This window comes from Halolamina salina (genome assembly GCF_054653455.1).
In genome coordinates, this window is record NZ_BAAIGE010000002.1 from 991,181 (window position 1) to 1,010,041 (window position 18,861).

An 18,861-nucleotide genomic window follows, 5' to 3' on the forward strand; every position below is an offset into this window, starting at 1 on the left:
GGAAGCCGGAACTGTTTCCGGTGCGGGGCCGAAGCCCGAACCGTGGATCGAACGGACCCGCGAGCGACCTACGACGACCCCTCCGAGGCGGAGCGGGTCACCGAGGTCGAGTCCGAGCAGTTCGAGGTGGAGCGGGTCGAACGGCGGCAGGAGCTACTGGAGGCCCCCGGATATCGCCGCCGACCTCGACGTTGGATTCCGGATGCGGGCGATAGCGGCAGGGAAGAAATTATGGTCCTCGCCGGGGACGACTCACACGCACTGATCGCGGCACGCCGGGCGGCCGAACTCGCCTCCGCAGCCGACGACGCGTCGCTGACGCTGTTCGACGTCCAACCCCCGGCGGCCGACACCGAGGCGGATCGCTCCCACTGAAGGTGGCGAAGCAGTCATCGAGGCGGTCGCGGAACGCGCTGACATCCAATCTATGTCGTACGACACCGAGATCAGAGTCGCTGAGGACACCGAACGGACGATCACCGACGCCGCGGAGGGACACGACACGGCCTGTGTCGGGGCGACCCGATCCGGGGCGGTCTCACAGGCCGTGTTCGGCTCGCTCCCCGAGACGGGTGGACGGGAGGCCGACCAAACTGTCGTGATGGCGCGTGCCCCGGCGGAGTCGCCGGTGTCGGGCCGTGAAGCGCTCCTGCGGCGACGGGGGGTGTGACTCGTGTACATAATCATCATCGGCGCCGGCGACATCGGCACGCCGCTCATCGACATCGCGACGGAGTCCGGGAACGAAGTCGTCGTCATCGAGCGCGACGAGGCCCGGGCGAACCGCGCCGCCGACGAGTTCGACTGTCTGGTCCTGCACGACGACGCGACGACGAAGGACACGCTCGAGGACGCGGGCGCCGCGCAGGCCGACGCGCTCATCTCGACGACCGATCAGGACGCGACCAACGTGATGACCTGCCTCCTCGCGAAGGAGTTCGAGGTGCCCGCGATCCTCTCGGTCGTCCACAACCCCGAACACATGGGGCTGTTCGAGCAGATCGGCGTGAACACGATGCAGAACCCCCAACAGCTCATCGCCGAGTACCTCTACCGGGCGGTCGCGCGGCCGGCGATCGTCGACTACATGCGCGTCGGCGAGAACGCCGAGGTGTTCGAGATCACGGTCACCGACGAGGCGCCGATCGCGGGGAAGACGCTCCGGGAGGCCGCCCAGTCGGGGCTTCTCACCGACGAGATGCTGGTCGTGGCGATCGAACGCGAGGGGAACGACCATCCGATCACCCCTCGCGGCGAGACGACGATCCAAGGGGGCGACCTGTTGACCGTCTACTCCGGCGTCGGCGCCGACCCGGAGATCACCGACATCTTCGGCCACTATGAAGACCGCGAGGAGTGAGCCGGCCGTGAGCAGCGCCGGAGGCCGAACGGCCCGACTCCCCGCGGCCACAGGGGACGTATGAACGGGGCTGTCGCGACGGTCGGCCGGGACCTCGGCCGCATCCTCGAGGCGCTGGGCGGGCTGTTGCTCGTCTCCCTCGTCGTCCCGATCGTCTGGGGGGAGTACTTCGCGATCCCGGCGCTGCTGGCCTCGGCGCTCGTCCCGTTGGGGATCGGTCGACTGCTCTACCGGCGGTACCGGGGGGCGGAGTCCCCGGGTCGGTTCCACGGGATGATCGTCGCGGCCTCGGGCTGGTTCTGCGTCGGCGTCTTCGGCGCGCTGCCGTTCCTCCTGATCGCGTGGAGCGTCCGGCTCGGGGTGCCGGGTGTCCAGATGCCCGCCGGGACGTCGACGCTCGCGGCGTTCACCGACCCGCTCAACGCCATCTTCGAGAGTATGAGCGGCTTCACCGGCACCGGGCTGACGATGACTGACAACGAGGAGGTGCTGCCGCGGACGCTCCAGTGGTGGCGGACGTTCAGCGAGTGGGTCGGCGGGGTGGGCGTGATCGTGCTGACGACGGCGATCCTCTCACGCCCCGGTAGCGGCTCGCTGACGCTGTACGAGAGCGAGGCGCGCTCGAAGAAGATCCACCCGAGCATCGTCTCGACGGTCCGGACGATCTGGTGGATCTTCACGCTGTTCACGTTCGGCTCGATCCTCGCGCTCTGGCTGGCGGGGATGCCGATCTGGGGGGCGATCAACCACGCCATGACCGGGCTCGCGACCGGCGGGTTCTCGGTCACGGACAACTCGATCGCGACGTACGACAGCGTCGCGATCGACTTCACGTTGCTCCCGATCATGCTGCTGGGCAGCATCGCCTTCCCGGTCCACTACCTCATCCTGCAGGGTGACCTGCGGAACTTCTACACCGACCTCCAGACGCGGTGGGTGTTCGGCTACATGGGGCTGGGGTCGGCGCTGCTGTGGGCGTTCCTCTACTTCGCCGGCCCGTACGCGACGCCGTTTGCCGCCCTGCGCTACGGGCTGTTCCAGTTCGTCTCGGCCGCCACCTGTACGGGGTTCCAGACGGCCGTCGACGCGACGAACGTCGCGCTCGGCCGGTGGCCCTCGTACGCCCAGTTGACGGTCGTGTTCGCGATGTTCGTCGGCGGGGCGGCCGGGTCGACGGCCGGCGGGATCAAACTCATCCGCGGGCTGACGCTCGTGAAGGGGATCCGCCACCAGATCGCCGACGTGTTCTACCCCGAGAGCGCGGTCCGGCGGCTGGAGATCAACGGCCGCCGACTGAACGAGGACGAGGCGAGCCGCGAGTTCATGGAGGCGGCGATCATCGTCGTCCTCTGGATCTCGTTCCTCGTCGTCGGCACGTTCCTCCTGCTGCTCACGCTCCCGGCCGGGGAGTACTCGCTCGCGAACGTCCTGTTCGAAGTCGCGAGCGCGCAGGGGAACGTCGGGCTCTCCGCGGGGATCACCGGTCCCGAGTCGCTGCCGACGATCGGGAAGGTCGCGTTCCTCTTCCACATGTGGATCGGCCGGCTGGAGATCATCCCGGTGCTGGTGATGCTCCGCACCGTGTTCAAGCGAGGGGGGCTCTACCAATGAGGCTGGACGACATCCCGCTCGTCTTCGACGTGTTCGACGCCGGCCCGGACGACCGGGTGTTCGACTCGCTGCTGCTGATCGGCCCCCCCGTCGTCGCCCTGATCGTCGTGCTGGGCCGGTCGCTGCTCACCGAGGGCCTCGCGGTGGCGTACATCGCGGTGTTCGTGGCGTACGTGCTGTATCAAGCGGTTCGGAAGTAGCGTCCGGGTGTCTCACGCCGATTCCGGCGACAGCCTCAGTAGTGCCAGGGGTACTCCGAGAAGTCGGGCTGCCTGCCTTCGAGGAACGCGTCCCGGCCCTCCTTGGCCTCGTCGGTCATGTACCCCAGCCGCGTCGCCTCGCCGGCGAACACCTGCTGGCCCACCATCCCGTCGTCGGCCATGTTGAACGCGTACTTCAGCATCCGCATCGCCGTCGGGCTCTTGCTCGTCATCGTCTCCGCCCACTCGATCACCGTCTCCTCCAAATCTTCGTGTGGGACCGCCTCGTTGGCCATCCCCATCTCGACCGCCTCGTCGGCGGAGTAGGTCTTCCCGAGGAAGAACACCTCGCGGGCTTTCTTCTGCCCGATCTGGCGGGCGAGGTACGCCGAGCCGAAACCGCCGTCGAAGGAGGCCACGTCGGGGTCGGTCTGGAGGAACTTCGCGTGCTCCTCGCTCGCGAGCGTGAGGTCACAGACGACGTGCAGCGAGTGGCCGCCGCCGACGGCCCAGCCCGGGACGACGGCGACGACGGGCTTGGGCATGAACCGAATCAGCCGCTGCACTTCGAGGATGTGGAGCCGGCCCGCCTTGGCCGTCTTGACCGCCTCGGACTCGTCCTCGGCAGCCTCGTCGTCGCCGCGGTACTCGTAGCCCGAGCCGCCGCGGACCGACTGGTCGCCGCCCGAACAGAACGCCCAGCCGCCGTCCTTCTCGGAGGGACCGTTACCGGTCAGGAGGACGGCGCCGATATCGGCCTGCTTGCGCGCGTGGTCGAGCGCGGCGTGGAGCTCGTCGACGGTACCGGGTCGGAACGCGTTCCGCACCTCGGGGCGGTCGAACGCGATCCGCACCGCCGGGAAATCGACGCCGCGGTGGTAGGTGATGTCGTCGAACTCGCCGGCGCCGTCGACCTGCTCCCAGCGGTCGGGGTCGAACAGCTCTGAGACCATACCGGAACCGCGACGCCGGCCAGCAAAAAGTCCGCGGTCGGCGCGGCCGTGGGGCGCTCTCAGTCCGCCGATCCGTCGGCGAGCGCCTCGATCACCTGCTCCCGCAGACGGTCGCGGACCGCGTGAGAGTCCGCGGCGTCGGTGACGACCTCGACGACGGTGCTCCCCTCGCTCGCGACCGCCTCACTGTAGGCGTCGACGAACCCCTCGCGGGAGTCCACGCGCTCGTAGTCGAGCCCGTACAGGTCGCCGGTCGGCTCGAAGTCGATCCCATGTGGCGTTTTGAACTGGTCGGTGAAGGGCGGCTCGAACGACTCGATCGGGAGCATGTGGAAGATCCCGCCGCCGTCGTTGTTGAGCAGGACGATCGTCGCGTCCACGTCACACCGCGCGACGGCGAGCAGCCCGTTCATGTCGTGGTAGTACGCGAGGTCGCCGATCACGAGTGTCAGGTGGTCCGTCGTCGCCGAGCCCGCACCGAGCGCGGTCGAGGTGATCCCGTCGATCCCCGAGACGCCGCGGTTGCCCAGCGCCGTCACCGCGTCCGCGCTCGGCCGCGCGAAGCGATCGAGGTCCCGGACGGGCATCGAGTTCGAGACGAACAGCGTGGTGGGTTCGGGGGCCGCGTCGACCGCGTCGGCGACGATCCCGCCCTCGAACAGCCCCTCGTGGGCGTCGACCGTCTCCCAGTGGGTCCGCTCGGCCGCGGCCCACCGTTCCCGCCAGTCCGCGGAGTCCGGGCCGGAAACGACCCGAGCCAGCGCCTCGGCAAGTCGCGAGGGGTCCGCCACGACGAGGTCGCTCGCGGTGAACTCCGCCTCGCGCCACTTCCCCGCGGGGTCGACGACGAACTGCTCGGCGTCGGTCCGGGCGAGATACTTCCGCAGCGGCTTCGAGGTGGGGGAGGCGCCGATCCGGAACACCGCCTCGGGGTCGGGCCAGTCGGCGGTGACCGACTCGTCGAGGTAGGCGTCGTAGCCGCCGAGCACGGGCGCGACGCGGGTGTGGCCCCCGAAGCGCAGGCCGGAGAGCGGGTCGGCGAGGATCGGGAACCCCGTCGCGTGGGCGAGCGCGACGATCGCTTCGGGGTCGACCTCTGTGGGGTCGGCAGGCCCGGCGACGATCAGGCCGCGCTCGACGCCCAACTCCTCGGCCAGCGAGCGGATCTCGGTATCGGGGAGTTCGGGCGCCCCCTGCGCGCGCTCGACGAACGCCGGGGACGACGATCCGGCACCGACACCTGCGGGGGCGGCGCTACCCTCCCGCTCCCGCCCCTCGGCGGCCAGCGCCTCGAGGTCCTCCGGCACGTCGCCGGGCACCTCGGTCGGTTCGAGCGGCTTGCGGAACGGGCAGTTGAGGTGGACCGGCCCGGCGTCGGTCCCCTCGGCCTCGGCCAGCGCGCGGGCGACGGTGGTTCGCAGCGAGCGGAGTTTTCGAGGTTCGGCCTCCGGTTCGGGCAGATCCTTGTACCACCGGACGGCGTCGCCGTACAGCTTCTCCTGATCGGCGGTCTGGTTCGCGCCGGAGTCCCGCAGTTCCGGCGGGCGATCGGCCGTGAGCGCGAGCAGCGGGACGCGGGACTGGTCGGCCTCCAGCACGGCGGGGTGGTAGTTCGCGGCGGCGGTGCCGGAGGTGCAGACCAGCGGCGTCACCTCGCCGGTGCGGCGGGCGCGGCCGAGCGCGAAGTACGCCGCGGACCGCTCGTCGAGGTGGGAGAACGTCCGGATCGCCTCGTGTTCGTCGAACGCGACCGTCAGCGGCGTCGACCGCGACCCCGGCGAGATGCAGGCCGCGGTGACGCCGCTCCGGGCGAGCTCGTCGACGATCGCCCGGGCCCAGAGCGTGTTGCGGTTCGGCGCAGTCATTGTCGAACCCTCGCGGCCGGGGCTGTTGGTTCCTGCGTTCCCGGGTCGACGGTGGAGACGGCTGTCGTGGCATCCATGCGGCCACTCGCCCGGCGTCACGCGGCGGGAGCGCCCGTTCGCTCCCCGGGGCGGTTCCGTAGCGACTTTACCGCAGCCCGTGTCACCTCCGCCCATGACCGACCGCATCGTCGTCGTCGGGGCCGGCTACGCGGGTGCCGGAACCATCGACTCGCTCAAGGACGAAGTGCCCGACGCCGGGCTGAAAGACGACGTCGAGCTCGTCTGGATCAACGAACACGACTACCACCTCGTGCTGCACGAGGCCCACCGCGTGATCCGGAACCCGGACGTGGCCTCGAAGATCACGATCCCCTGCGAGTCGATCCTGCCCGACTGGGGGGAGTTCGTGCAGGACCGCGTCGTCGGCCTCGACACCGACGACCGAACGATCGAACTCGAGGACGGCGAGCCGGTCGACTACGACTACCTCCTGCTCGGGGTCGGCAGCGCCACCGCCTTCTTCGGCATCGACGGCCTACGGGAGCACGCGCTCACGCTCAAGAGCCTCGCGGACGCCCGCGAGATCCACGAGGACGTGAAGGCGGCCGCCGCGGACGCCTCCGTCGCCGACCCCGCACAGGTGATCGTCGGCGGCGCCGGCCTCTCCGGGATTCAGACGGCCGGCGAGATCGCCGAGTACCGCGACGAACACGACGCCCCGATCGACGTCCACCTCGTCGAGGGGCTGGAGGAGGTGTTCCCCAACAACCCCGACGACGTCCAGCAGGCGATCCGGAGCCGGCTGGAGGCCGCCGACGTGAACATCGAGTGCGGCGAGTTCATCTCGGAGGTCGACGACGACACGGTGTACGTCGGCGGCGGCGAGGACGAGGCGCCCGACGAGATGCCGTACGACGTGCTCGTCTGGACGGGCGGCATCACCGGGCGGGAGGAACTGGAGAACACCGACCTCGAGAAGGACGAGCGCTCCCGGCGCGTGTTCGCCGATCGGGATTTCCAGACCAGCGACGACCGCGTGTTCGCGATCGGTGACACGGCGCTGATCGATCAGGGCGAGGACGACGTCGCGCCGCCGACGGCGGTCGCAGCGTGGACCGCCGCCGAAGTCGCGGGCGAGAACCTCGTCAACGCCGTGCAGGGCCGGCCCCTCTCGACGTGGACGTTCGAGGACAAGGGGACGCTGATCTCCGTCGGCGACGAGGCCGTCGCCCACGACATCGACGCGCTCCCGTTCGAGACGTTCGGCGGGATCGGCGCGAAGTTCCTGAAGAAGGCGGCCGCGACCCGGTGGATCGCGTCGATCACCTCGGTGAGCCGAGGGATGGGCGCTTGGAGCGACATGTGAACTGAGTCGGGCAGTCGGGTTTCTTTTGGTTGTTTTCGAGGTCGTGCGTTCTTTCGCAATCTGGGGCGGCGACAGTAGTTCGGTTATTGGCCGCTGGGACAGCAACTGCAAGTATCTCGACTGTTGGCAACTGGAACAGCAACAGCGACAGCACCTCGATGCTTGACCACTTGCGACCGCAGTGTGCCGGGCACGAGGCCCGGCACAGCCCCGAGTCCCCACCCCTCCCCCCGCGGCGGCCGACCGTTGGCCGTCACCAGAAATCGGAGATTTCTGGTTGGCAGACGAGAGCTTCGCTCTCGTCGACGGCCGCGAGGCGTCCACCGCCACCGCAGCCGGTGGTGGCGCGCGACGTGAGCGCCTCCGTGCGCGAACGAGCGCGCGAGGGACGAGGGAGCGACTGAAAGGAGCGACCGAGCCGGCTGGGGAGGTCTGTGGGCTGTGCGGGGCGGTGCGGTCACAAGAGGCCATGCTCGCTCGCGGTCGTGTTCGCGGTCGATCCGACCGACTCTCACCCGATCCGAATGCCGCCACAACCCGTATCCGGGTGGCTTCCCACCTTCGACCGTATGCGAGCCTCGACACTCGTCCTCGCGTTCGGCGCGATCCTGTTCGCGTTCCCGGTTCCCGGAACTTTCATCGCCGGCGCACTCGTGCTGGTCGCGGGCGGGACTGCCCGGTGGTACGGGGCGTAAGGTCCCGCACCGACACCGCCGTCGACGGATCGAAACCGTTTCTCCCCGCGGTCCTCCACTCCCCGCATGAGCAGCCCCGATATCCTCCTCACGAACGACGACGGGATCGACGCCCCCGGCCTCGCCTCCCTCCGCGAGGAGCTCACCGCCGTGGGCGACGTGACCGTCGTCGCGCCCCACGAGAACCAGAGCGGCGTCGGCCGCACGCGTTCGAGCAGCGCCGTCCGCCACGATCACCCGTGGGGGTACTCCCTTGAAGGCACCCCGGCGGACTGCGTCGCCTACGCGCTCAACGGCCTCGACACCGAGTTCGACGCGGTCGTCTCCGGCGTCAACGACGGCCCGAACGCGGGCAACTACGTCGTCGGGCGCTCGGGAACCGTCGGCGCGGGCATCGAGGCGGCGTTCCTCGGCGTTCCGGCGCTCGCGGTGTCGGCGTACCACGCGGTCGACTTCTTCCCCCACCCGCCGGAGGAGTACGACTTCGCCCGGCCCGCGCGGGTGGCCGCGGACCTGCTCGACCGCGCGCTCGCGACCGACACGTACGACGACGTGGACCTGTTGAACGTCAACGCGCCCGTCGACGCCCCGGAGCCGGACGCCCGGATCACCCGGCCCACACACGACTACGACCTCGACGTGGCCCACGACGGGGATGCCGTCGACCGCGACCTCGGCGACGGCGAGACCGCGGTCCGGCTCTCGGACTCGGTCTGGCCCGACACCGAGGGGTTCGAGAACCCGTTCCCGCTCGCGGATCGCCACGAGGAGCGCTACCCTCACGGCAGCGACCGCCGCGCGATGGTCGAGGGGGAGGTGTCGGTGTCGCCGCTGTCGGTCGACCACGGCCACGCCGAGAGCGACTCGTTGGTGGGTGTAGTCGAGAGTCTGGAAGCGGAGTAACCGATTACGGCGCGCGACCGGCCGGGGCCTCGTGTCTCGGCCACGGAGGGCCACGCCGTAATCGTGTGTCACCTATTGCTCGCGACCGGCCGGGACCAAAGTGCCGCCGAACTACCGGCGGAACTGCTCGACGACCCCGCCCGCGGTGCCGTGTAACGGTTCGGGCGACTCCGTCTCCTGCTCGCCGTGTCGGCGCTCCGCGAACCGCGCGCCGACGCCGACGCTGACCGCCGCGAGCAGGAAGCCGGCGAGCACGTCGGTCAGCCAGTGGATCCCCAGATACATCGTCGCGACCGCGACCGAGGCGGCACCGACCGCCGCGATCGGGAGCCACCCCGGCGCGGTCGAGCGGTAGCGCGCGGCCAGCAGCGCCACCGTCGCCGACAGCGAGGTGTGCAGCGACGGGAACACGTTGGTGTTCTCGTTGACCTGACTCGTGAGCGCCTGGACCTCCGGCCAGTTCGCGAACAGCAGCGACTCCACCGCGCCGGGCATGAAGTTCCGCGGGCCGTAGGCGACGAACAGCACGTAGCAGACGAGGCCGATGCCGTAGTTCAGCGCGTAGGCCACCAGCGTCGCCGACAGCGGGCGCGTGTCGTCGTGGAGCGCGTAGAGCACGAGCGGGAACGTCAGGAGGAACACGTAGCCGAACACGTAGACGAAGCTGAAGTACGCCGTCAGCGGCGGCGACGCGAACGACTGGAGGTCGGCGACGAACCCGCCCTCGATCGCGTGGATCGCGCCGGTGACGTTGATCCCGATCAGCCACGAGAGGTGGACCCCCACGTCCCGGACGGTGCCGTTGGCAAGCAGCAGCGCGCCGAGGACGGCCGCCGTCGGCCCGACCGCGCGGGCGTTCTCCCGGAGCGAGCCGCGACGGACGCCGAGGCCGGAGAGCCGGCGGAGCGCGCCGAGGCTCACCAGATGCAGCAGGAGGACGACGCCGACGACGCGGGAGAGGACGGTGAATAGGCTCACGCCGACCCCCCGACGAGCGTGTCGTCGTCGTACTGGTAGCCCGCCTCGCGGAACGATTCGCGGGCCGTCTCGACGTTCAGTTCGCCGTCCTGTCCGAAAAACGGGACCACGGGGTTCCCGTCGTCCCACGCGAGATCGTCGGGGTACCACTCCGTCCCCTGGAGCGGGCCGACGGCGGGCCGGGCGTAGCCGTCGAGCACCTCCTCGCCGAGGAACGCCTCGTCGATCAGCCGCGCGAGCGTGTGCCGGACGCGGGGGTTCGAGAGGTGGGCGCGGCGGGTGTTGTAGCCGAGCACGTACGGCCGGTCCGACCGGCGCACGAGCAGTTCGGTCCCCTCGGCGCGGCCGATCCGCGGCACCGTCGACGCGCCGACGGCGGTGCCGGTCACGTCGGCGTCCCCGTCGGCCACCGCTTCGACGGCCGCCACGTCCGAGCCGACGACCCGGACCGACAGCGCGTCGAGGGCGGGGTCGGCGATCCAGTCGGGGAGTTCGGTCCCCTCCCGCGTCGAGAAGTGGTCGTCGACGCGTTCGAGCAGCAGGCGCTCCCGGGGGGTGTTCCGGACGAACTCGAAGGGACCGCTCCCGACCGGCGGGATGTTGTTCGTCACCAGCGCGTCCGTCACCGTCCCGACCGGGATGCCGCCGATCGCGGCCGGCTCGGTCCGGTCGCGCCAGACGTGTTCGGGGAGTATCGGCACCGTCAGCGCCCGCCGGGCCACGCCGTCGTCGGCGTCGCCGAACGACATCGCGATCCGCCGGTCGTCGACGACCGACACGTCGTCGACCAGCGTACGCCGACCGCGGAACTCCGGGGAGGGGACCGCCGCCGACTCGTCGTCGCCCAGCGTCGTGTCCGCGAGCAGGTCGTAGGTGAACGCCACGTCCTCGGCGGTCAGCGACTCCCCGTCGTGCCAGCGGACGTCCTCCCTGAGCGTGACCTGTGCGGTCGGTCCCCCGTCGGTCGTGAACTCGACGGAGGACGCGAGCCACGGCGTGTACTCGCCGTCGACGGGGCGTGCGAGCGGGTCGTACAGCAGTCCGGTCAACACGCCGCTGCGCCGGAACTCGACGGAGAGGGGGTTCAGGTTGGTGGTCGATCGCCGGTCGGTGCCGACGACGCGGAGCCGGCCGTCGCTGCGGCCCAGTCGCAGGTGGTCCAGCGGATCGGTCAGGTCGGCCGCTCGCCAGTCGGTGTCGCCGTCGGTCCGTGCCGCCCGAACGTCGTCGGGCACCGTCAGCAGCGTGAACGGCTGTGACCGGGCGATCCGCCGCTGGAGGCTGGCCAGCGCCTCCCGGCGCTGCTCGCCGTCGGTCCGGCGCTGGCGCTCGATCGCGGCGTCGGCGTCGAGGTCGGTGTAGCTGAACGGGTTCTGCCACCCCGGCGCGTCGGCGAACCGGGAGTGCAGCAGGGTGGTGAGCGCGTCGGGGTCGCGGAACGTCTCGGGCAGCCGCATCACGAACAGGTCGAACTCCGTCCGGAGCAGACACTGCCGCATCAGCTCCTGCTCGGCCACCGGGAGCACGTCGACACCGATTCCCGCCTCGCGGAACCACGCGGCGATCTGTCGAGCCAGCCCGAGGGCGTAGGGGTCGGCGTCGGCCGGCAGCGTCTTGATCTGCAGTTCGACGGGCTGTGCGGACCGCCAGCCGGTGAGGTTCCGCGCCCGGCGGAGACAGCCACTGCCGAGGGCGGCGGCGCCGCTGCCCAGCGCCGCGAGGACCGAGCGCCGCCCCGTCGGCAGGCGTGGCTGATCCCTCATCTTCCTTCAGGTGTGCGATGAACGGATATATGGATTGTGCTACTCGCCCCGAGACTGCGGCCGCCGCCGCCGGCGGTTTCAGACAGACTTTACCGCCCGCCCCGACTCCCTCCCCGCGATGGCGTTCCCCAAGCGGACCGCTCGCCTCCTGCTCGCTGCGCTGGTCGTCGTCTCGGCGGCGACGGTCGTCGCCGGCTACGTCGAGAGCGAACGCACGAACGACCGCGTGACCGGCGACCCCGCCGTCGAGCAGGCGTTCCGGTCCGGGAGCGACGAGGCCGTCGTCGGGGAGCGAAACGACATCACCGTCGTCGCGACGGACTCCAACGCGTTCGTCAGCGACGAGAGCGACGCGCCGCGGGCACAGGCGGAACTCGCGGCCTTTGCCCCCGACGGGAGCGTCTACTACTACCAGAACGACCACACGCGCTACTGGGACGTGGACCCCGTCGAGGGCACCAGCCACACCGTCGAGTTCGTCTACGCCGACCACCTCGACGCCGACGAGTGTGACGGCTCGGTCTGTACCCGGAACGGGATCGAGCGCGTCAACCTCACCACGGGCGAGCGGACCGACGTGTTCAGCCGGGTCACGGCCGGCAAGCACTCCACGCGCTGGCACGACGCTGACCGTATCGACGAGGATCGGCTGCTCGTCGCCGACATCGCCGAGGACCGCGCGTTCATCGTCAACACGACGACGGGGCTGATCGAGTGGTCGTGGGCGGCACAGGCCGACTACCCAGTGTCGAGCGGCGGCCCGTTCCCGGAGGACTGGACCCACATCAACGACGTGGAGCACGTCGAGATCGACGGGCAGGAAGCGGTGATGGTCAGCCTCCGGAACCAGGATCAGGTTGCGTTCGTCGGGATGGACGGCGAACTGCTGGAGAACTGGACGCTCGGCTCCGACGGCGACCACGCGACGCTGTACGAGCAGCACAACCCCGACTTCATCCCCGCGGAGCGGGGCGGCCCGGCGCTGCTCGTCGGCGACTCAGAGAACGGCCGGATCGTCGAGTACCAGCGCGAGGACGGCGAGTGGGTCGAGTCGTGGACGTGGGCCGACCAACGGATGCAGTGGCCCCGCGACGCCGACCGCCTCCCGAACGGCCACACGCTGATCACCGACTCCAACGGCGACCGCGTGGTCGAGGTCGACCGCGAGGGCGAGATCGTCTGGTCGGCTGACGTGGGGTTCCCCTACGAGTCCGAGCGGCTCGGCACCGGCGACGAGAGCGCGGGCGGGGAGAGTGCGGCGTCGCTGGGACTCGAGAGCCACCAGCCCGCCCCGGCGAACGCGTCGCTGCTCGATCGCGTCCAGAACGCGCTGCCGCCGGCGATCGGGAACGCGATCTCCTACGCCTTCCCGCGCTGGGTCGGCCTGCTGGAGGGGAGCGCGGTGGTCGTCCTGCTCGGGAGCCTGCTGCGCTGGGCGACGCTGGAGTACCGCTGGCGCGACCATACGGTGGCGTTCCGCTCGCCGATCGAGATCCGCCGGAAATGATCCGACTGAGCGACCGATCCCCGATCACGCGCGAGGACGCCCCGTGGCTCGGCGCTGCCCTCGCGGCGGGGCTGCTCGCGGTCGTCGTCTACCTCGCGACCAACCCCTACCCCGCCTACGGCGCCGGGCTCTACCTCCGGATCGCCGACGCGATCGCCGCCAACGGCTACGCGCCGCCGGCCCGGATCGCGGGGTACACCGCCGAGGGTGTCCCCTTCGCCTACCCGCCGCTGCAGTTCTACGTCCTCGCGGTGCTGCTGGATCTCGGCGCCGATCCGGTCGCGCTGGCGCGCGTGCTCCCCTCGGTGGGCGTGCTGGCCGCGCTCGTCCCCGTCTATCTGCTCGCGCGGGACTACGCGGGCTCGCGACCCGCGGGCGCGCTCGCTGGCGTCGCCGTCGCGCTCAACCCCCAACTGCTCCAGTGGCACGTCTCCGCGGGCGGCGTGGTGCGGGCATTCGCATTTTGCTACGCGCTGACCGCGATCTACGCCGGCTACCGGGCGCTCGATCACGACTCGCGGCGGGCGGTCGCCGCCGGCGCGCTGGCGTTCGGCGCGACGGTGCTCACCCACCCGACCTACTCGCTGTTCGTCGTCGTCACCTCCGTCCTCCTGTGGGGCGTCCGCCACCGTTCAGTCGATGGGTTCGCCCGGAGCGCGGCGGTCGGCGTCGGCGGCGCCGTCGTCGCCGCGCCGTGGCTCCTGTGGGTGACGAACACCCACGGAATCACCGTCATCACGGGCGCCGCAGGCACCCACGGCGGCGTCGGCGGCGGGGCGGCGACGCTGCTCGCAGCGCTGAGTTCGTTCACCGCGCTGCCGCTGCTCGGCGCCGCGTACCTGCTGTACGCCCGCCGGGAGTGGTTCCTCGCGGCGTGGACCCTCGTCGCGGAGCTACTGTTCGCCCAGCCGCGGTTCGTCTTCGCCGTCGGGAGCGTCGTCGCGGCCGTCGCGGCCGTCGACGTGGCCCGGCGGGTCCCCGCACTGGACGGTCGCGTCTCGCTGCCCGGAACGGGCGCAGTCGACCGGCGCGAGGCCGCCGCGGCGGCGTGTCTCCTCCTCGCGAGCGTCGCGGGCGGGACGTATCTCGCTCACGAGATGACGCTCGCGAGCGACCCATCCACCCCCGAGTTCCTCGACGACGAGGACGTGGCGGCGATGGAGTGGGCCGAGCGCGAGACGGCGCCGGACGCGACGTTCGTCGTGCTCGGCGACGCCGCGGAGTGGTTCCCCGCATTGGCCGACCGGACGATACTCGTCGGTCCGTGGGGCGTAGAGTGGCGCGGGCCGGACGCGTACACTGCGCAGTTGGAGTCGTTCGAGGCGATCTCGCGGTGTGATTCGGCGGCCTGCGTCGAGGCCGAACTGGCGGCCGCCGGCGTCGACCCCGAGTACGTCTACCTCCCGAAGGGCGCCTACACGGTTCGGGGCCACCCGGAGGTGACGTTCGGCACGCTCGACCGTTCCTTTGCGGCGTCGCCGGACTGGGAGCGCGCCTACGAGAACGACGGCGTGGTCGTCTACCGCGCGGCCGGGTAGCGCCGCGACCACCGGCTACTTCCCCCTCCGTGCGCTCTCTCCGACGATGACCGACTCGCCCAGCGGCGACGCGCGGAACCGACTCGCCGGGGCGGCCAGCCCCTACCTGCAGCAGCACGCCGACAACCCCGTGAACTGGCAGCCGTGGGACGACGACGCGCTCGCGGAAGCCCGCGAGCGCGACGTGCCGATCTTCCTCTCGGTCGGCTACTCGGCCTGCCACTGGTGTCACGTCATGGCCGAGGAGTCCTTCGAGGACCCCGCAGTCGCCGAGATCCTGAACGAGAACTTCGTCCCGATCAAAGTCGACCGCGAGGAGCGCCCCGACCTCGACCGCGTCTACCAGACGGTCTGTCAGCTCGTGACCGGCGGCGGCGGGTGGCCGCTGTCGGCGTTTCTGACGCCGGAGGGGAAGCCGTTCTACGTCGGGACGTACTTCCCGCCCGAGCCGCAGCCCCAGCGGAACGTCCCCGGCTTCGAGCAGCTCTGCCAGCAGATCGCCGACTCGTGGAACGATCCCGAACAGCGCGAGGAGATGGAAAACCGCGCCGAGCAGTGGACTTCGGCCGCGCGGGACCGTATGGCGCCCGCAGAGTCCCCGGAGGGTGACACCGGACCCCCGAGCAGCGAGATCCTTGACGACGCCGCGGCGGCGGCGATCCGCGGCGCTGACCGCCAGCACGGCGGGTTCGGGCAGGGGAGCCCGAAGTTCCCCCAGCCCGGGCGAGTCGAACTCCTGCTCCGCGTCGCGTCGCTGTCGGGCGACGCCGAGCCGCTGACGGTCGCCGAGAACGCGCTGGGGGCGATGGGCAGCGGCGGGCTGTACGACCACCTCGGCGGCGGGTTCCACCGCTACTGCGTCGACGAGGACTGGACCGTCCCGCACTTCGAGAAGATGGCGTACGACAACGCCACGATCCCGGCGGCGTTCCTCGCGGGCTACCGCGCGACGGGACGGGAGCGATACGCCGAGATCGTCCGGGAGACGCTCGACTTTACCGAACGGGAGCTCTCCCACCCCGAGGGCGGCTTCTTCAGCACGCTCGACGCACGGAGCGAGACGCCCGACTCCCGGCTCGAGGAGGGCGAGGAGCCTGAACGCGAGGAGGGGGCGTTCTACGTCTGGACGCCCGAAGAGGTCCGCGAGCACGTCGACGAGCCGGCGGCGACGCTGTTCTGTCGGCGCTACGGCGTCGTCTCCGGCGGCAACTTCGAGGGGGGTACGAGCGTCCTGAACGAGACGGTGCCCGTCGAGGAGCTGGTCGGCGCCGAGATCGAGGTCGCGGGCGAGACGGTCGAGGCACCCGACGATGAGGACGAGATCCGCGACCTGCTCGAGGGCGCCCGCGAGACGCTCTTTGCGGCCCGCGAGGGGCGCCCGCGCCCGCTCCGCGACGAGAAGGTGCTGGCGGGCTGGAACGGCCTGCTGATCGGGACGTTCGCCCGTTCGGGGTTCGTGCTGGGCGACGATGCTCGGATCGAGCGTGCGGAGTCGGCGCTGGCGTTCGTCCGTGACCAACTCTGGGATGCCGATTCCGGCCGGCTCGCCCGGCGGTTCAAGGACGGGCAGGTGGGGATCGACGCCGCCCTCGAGGACTACGCGTTCCTCGGGCGCGGCGCGTTCGAGCTGTACCAAGCGACCGGCGACGTGGAACCGCTCGCGTTCGCGCTCGATCTCGCCGGCGTCGTCGCCGACTCGTTCTACGATCCCGAGGACGGGACGCTCTACCTTTCCCCGAACGACGGGGAGGAGCTGGTCGCGCGGCCGCAGGAGTTGACCGACCAGTCGACGCCCTCCAGCGTCGGCGCCGCGGTCGCGCTGCTGCTCGATCTGGACCACTTCACCAGCGATGATCTCGGCGAAGTGGCCCGGGAGACGCTCGCGACCCACCGTGGCCGGATCGAGGCCAGCCCCGTCGAGCACGCCACGCTCGCGATGGCGGCCGACGCGGCCGAGCGCGGCTCGCTCGAACTCACCGTCGCCGCCGACGAACTGCCCGAAGCGTGGCGCGAGACGCTCGCCGATCGCCACCTTCCGGGTGCCGTCGTCGCCCGACGGCCGCCAACGGAGGCGGGGCTTCAGGCGTGGCTCGACGAACTCGGGCTCGACGAGGCGCCGCCGATCTGGGCCGGCCGGGAGGCCCGCGACGGCGAGCCGACGGTGTACGCGTGTCGCTCGCGCACCTGCTCGCCGCCGGAGACGGATCTCTCGGTGGCGCTGGATTGGGTCGAAGAAAACCTGTAGAACGATCCGCGTGACCCTCTCGAGTCACTGACTCCCGCGAGGGGAGCGAGCTATCGCTGCAGGGTCGCCCCCGCGACGGCGCCGACGAGCAGGCCGACGGTGGCCGCGGGGAACGCCGCCGCGAACACCATCGCCGGCGGCAGGGTGGCGAGCAGCAGCATCGTTCCGAAGGTGGGTGGGTGGCGATACGCCGGATGCGTGTTCCGTGGTGTGTACATCGTCTGTGGAGGGGTGTGCGTCAGCGGGGCGATACGGGCCACGTCGCCGTACCCGGTGGTCGAGCGTCAGCGCCCGAACGGGCCGGGATCGGGACGGGGTCGTCGGGGGGCGGCCTGCGTCAGATCGCCCACCCGACGACGGCGGCGACGACGCGCGCGAACCGGGCACGGAACCCCTCGTCCACGACCGAACGGCGGTCGCGTGACTGGGTCCCCTGCCCGGGGAGAAGCACGCTCAGTGAGTCGAGTAGCACGTCGTCGTCACCTCGATTACTGGTCGTACAGCCGACAGTAAAAAGCTGAGTAGGGTGTGGTAACACACACCGTATCCGGGCTGTACCCTCCGGATCGAGCGAGTACGCCGAGACGCGTTTCACGATCCGACTCGGAGTGAAACGGGGTCGGTGGGGCGTCTGCAGCGACGGGGACGGAAGGCCCCTTCGGGGGAGTCATCGGTAGAAGTCCGACTTCCGCTGTCGATGCTCTCGGACGTCTCTGAGTGCGTCGACCTTAGGTTGGGTCCGGTTCCGGATGATCACCACGTCGTACGTTTCCTCCGCCGCGACGGCCGCCCCCACGCTACTGATCCCGGATACGATATCCCCGGCGTTCTCGCTGCCGATGAACACCATCGAGGCGTCCTCCTCGTTCGCCATCTTCCGGAGGTGTTTCGAGATGGTTCCGGCGGAGGCGTACCGCCCCACGGTTTCGTGCCGGAAGTTCGCCACCGGAACGAGTTCTGTCACCCGTTCGTGCAGGGCTGTGACGACTGACTCCACGTCGAACGGCTCGTCCGCGTCGATCCAGCCGTGTTCTCTCGCGTACTCCGTGTCCCCTTTCGGGATCACTGTCACGGCGACCACCCGTTCGTCCATGACACCGCTGAATTCGCTGGCACGAACGAGGGCCGTTTCCGCGAGCTCCGACCCGTCGAAGGGAACGACAAACGCCATGTATCAGCCTAAACACGTCGCCGACAAGTACCCTCCCGTAATTCCCGAATGGTGGAACCCATGGCTCCTGAAGGCGGTTCCCCGTCGGGCATGTCCACCGGATCGACTGCCGGCACGGTACCGACGGCGTCGTGCCGAGCCTCTCCGGCCTGCGAAAAAGTTCTGCTCTCCGCGGGAAGATCGGTTCGTTCTCCGTGCTCAGCGGATACGCGCGGACCACGGCGGGCCGGGAGCCTCAGAGACCCCCGAACTCACTCGGAGAGTGCGTCGGCGAGGTAGACCGCGATCGGTCGGTCCTCGCTCTCGACGAACCGGGCGATCTCTTCCCCGTCGCGTTCGACGATCACGGTCGGGATGAGTTCGATCCCGTACTCCTCGATGCCCTCGCCGACTTTCTCGCCGTCCACGCGTTCAACCGCGTGGGCGTGGATCCGCTCGTTGGGCACGCCCGCGGCCTCCAGTGCGGCCGCGAACGCTGGTAGCTGCTGGCGGCAGTCGCCACACCAGTCGCCGCCCCAGATGCGGAACGTGAGGCCGTCGGCGGCGAGGGCGTCGACCGTCTCCTCGTGGGCTTCGGCGCTCCACGTCGGGTCCGGCTGGAGCGTCGAGAGCGTCGATTCGGGTGCGTCAGTCTCTGCGTTAGCCATACACGAAGATGGGTCCGGGCGAGGATAAGTCATACGTCAGTGGCCGTTCATCGCCGCCG

Annotated in this window: 18 protein-coding genes; 11 read left to right on the plus strand and 7 right to left on the minus strand. The window is 70.3% G+C overall.

Annotation, left to right across the window (positions count from 1 at the left end; all coding sequences use genetic code 11):
* The first annotated feature begins 42 nt into the window (after positions 1–42).
* The 5 genes from ACYQZ5_RS05705 to ACYQZ5_RS05725 are packed head-to-tail and all read left to right on the plus strand — an operon-like array spanning position 43 to position 3,171.
* Positions 43–375 carry a hypothetical protein gene (locus tag ACYQZ5_RS05705; protein WP_379731556.1) on the plus strand — a complete coding sequence of 111 codons (333 nt, stop codon included), beginning with the start codon at positions 43–45 and terminating at the stop codon, positions 373–375.
* Between the two features lie 52 nt (positions 376–427).
* Entirely contained in the window at positions 428–670 is a 243-nt protein-coding gene (locus tag ACYQZ5_RS05710) for a hypothetical protein (RefSeq protein WP_379731555.1), read from the plus strand.
* 3 nt (positions 671–673) lie between these two features.
* Complete coding sequence (locus ACYQZ5_RS05715) at positions 674–1,360, plus strand: potassium channel family protein (protein ID WP_379731554.1); 687 nt, start codon at positions 674–676, stop codon at positions 1,358–1,360.
* 60 nt (positions 1,361–1,420) lie between these two features.
* On the plus strand, positions 1,421–2,971 hold the full coding sequence (locus tag ACYQZ5_RS05720) for a TrkH family potassium uptake protein (RefSeq protein WP_379731553.1): 1,551 nt from the start codon (positions 1,421–1,423) through the stop codon (positions 2,969–2,971).
* Entirely contained in the window at positions 2,968–3,171 is a 204-nt protein-coding gene (locus tag ACYQZ5_RS05725) for a hypothetical protein (protein WP_379731552.1), read from the plus strand. Before ACYQZ5_RS05720 ends, ACYQZ5_RS05725 begins: the two co-directional genes overlap by 4 nt.
* Positions 3,172–3,206: 35 nt before the next feature.
* Here the strand turns inward: ACYQZ5_RS05725 and ACYQZ5_RS05730 are convergent, their stop codons facing one another.
* The gene (locus ACYQZ5_RS05730; RefSeq protein WP_379731551.1) at positions 3,207–4,124 is read right to left on the minus strand and encodes a 1,4-dihydroxy-2-naphthoyl-CoA synthase; all 918 of its coding nucleotides are present in this window, start codon (positions 4,122–4,124) and stop codon (positions 3,207–3,209) included.
* 59 nt (positions 4,125–4,183) lie between these two features.
* A complete protein-coding gene (menD, locus tag ACYQZ5_RS05735) occupies positions 4,184–5,989 on the minus strand; it encodes a 2-succinyl-5-enolpyruvyl-6-hydroxy-3-cyclohexene-1-carboxylic-acid synthase (protein ID WP_459845458.1) in 1,806 nt (601 codons plus the stop codon).
* A gap of 172 nt (positions 5,990–6,161) precedes the next feature.
* Here menD and ACYQZ5_RS05740 point away from each other — a divergent pair, with 172 nt between their 5' ends.
* From ACYQZ5_RS05740 to surE, 3 genes are all read left to right on the plus strand, one after another.
* Complete coding sequence (locus tag ACYQZ5_RS05740; protein ID WP_379730589.1) at positions 6,162–7,355, plus strand: NAD(P)/FAD-dependent oxidoreductase; 1,194 nt, start codon at positions 6,162–6,164, stop codon at positions 7,353–7,355.
* 569 nt (positions 7,356–7,924) lie between these two features.
* Positions 7,925–8,050: a hypothetical protein gene (locus tag ACYQZ5_RS05745; protein WP_379730588.1), complete on the plus strand. Its 126-nt coding sequence runs from the start codon at positions 7,925–7,927 to the stop codon at positions 8,048–8,050.
* A 66-nt stretch (positions 8,051–8,116) separates the two neighbouring features.
* Complete coding sequence (gene surE / locus ACYQZ5_RS05750) at positions 8,117–8,953, plus strand: 5'/3'-nucleotidase SurE (RefSeq protein ID WP_379730586.1); 837 nt, start codon at positions 8,117–8,119, stop codon at positions 8,951–8,953.
* 111 nt (positions 8,954–9,064) lie between these two features.
* On the opposite strand, the gene ACYQZ5_RS05755 is transcribed toward surE, so the two are convergent.
* Together ACYQZ5_RS05755 and ACYQZ5_RS05760 are read right to left on the minus strand one after the other, a co-directional pair.
* Positions 9,065–9,931 (minus strand): phosphatase PAP2 family protein, encoded by an 867-nt coding sequence (locus tag ACYQZ5_RS05755; RefSeq protein WP_459845462.1) that lies wholly within the window; start codon positions 9,929–9,931, stop codon positions 9,065–9,067.
* Positions 9,928–11,694: an ABC transporter substrate-binding protein gene (locus ACYQZ5_RS05760; protein WP_459845464.1), complete on the minus strand. Its 1,767-nt coding sequence runs from the start codon at positions 11,692–11,694 to the stop codon at positions 9,928–9,930. Before ACYQZ5_RS05760 ends, ACYQZ5_RS05755 begins: the two co-directional genes overlap by 4 nt.
* A 118-nt stretch (positions 11,695–11,812) precedes the next feature.
* On the opposite strand from ACYQZ5_RS05760, the gene ACYQZ5_RS05765 reads away from it, so the two are divergent.
* The 3 genes from ACYQZ5_RS05765 to ACYQZ5_RS05775 are packed head-to-tail and all read left to right on the plus strand — an operon-like array spanning position 11,813 to position 16,984.
* Positions 11,813–13,201 carry an arylsulfotransferase family protein gene (locus tag ACYQZ5_RS05765; RefSeq protein ID WP_379732614.1) on the plus strand — a complete coding sequence of 463 codons (1,389 nt, stop codon included), beginning with the start codon at positions 11,813–11,815 and terminating at the stop codon, positions 13,199–13,201.
* A complete protein-coding gene (locus ACYQZ5_RS05770; protein WP_459845466.1) occupies positions 13,198–14,739 on the plus strand; it encodes a glycosyltransferase family 39 protein in 1,542 nt (513 codons plus the stop codon). The genes ACYQZ5_RS05765 and ACYQZ5_RS05770 overlap by 4 nt, the downstream gene beginning before the upstream one ends.
* A gap of 46 nt (positions 14,740–14,785) precedes the next feature.
* Complete coding sequence (locus ACYQZ5_RS05775) at positions 14,786–16,984, plus strand: thioredoxin domain-containing protein (protein ID WP_459845468.1); 2,199 nt, start codon at positions 14,786–14,788, stop codon at positions 16,982–16,984.
* A 337-nt stretch (positions 16,985–17,321) separates the two neighbouring features.
* Here ACYQZ5_RS05775 and ACYQZ5_RS05780 read toward each other — a convergent pair whose 3' ends face one another.
* The 3 genes from ACYQZ5_RS05780 to ACYQZ5_RS05790 all read right to left on the minus strand — a co-directional run bounded on the left by ACYQZ5_RS05780 (position 17,322) and on the right by ACYQZ5_RS05790 (position 18,802).
* Positions 17,322–17,456: a hypothetical protein gene (locus ACYQZ5_RS05780; RefSeq protein WP_379731866.1), complete on the minus strand. Its 135-nt coding sequence runs from the start codon at positions 17,454–17,456 to the stop codon at positions 17,322–17,324.
* Positions 17,457–17,651: 195 nt separating this feature from the next.
* Positions 17,652–18,155, minus strand: coding sequence for a universal stress protein (locus ACYQZ5_RS05785; protein ID WP_379731868.1), 504 nt, complete (start codon positions 18,153–18,155; stop codon positions 17,652–17,654).
* Between the two features lie 251 nt (positions 18,156–18,406).
* Entirely contained in the window at positions 18,407–18,802 is a 396-nt protein-coding gene (locus tag ACYQZ5_RS05790; protein ID WP_379731869.1) for a thioredoxin family protein, read from the minus strand.
* Between the last annotated feature and the right edge of the window lie 59 nt (positions 18,803–18,861).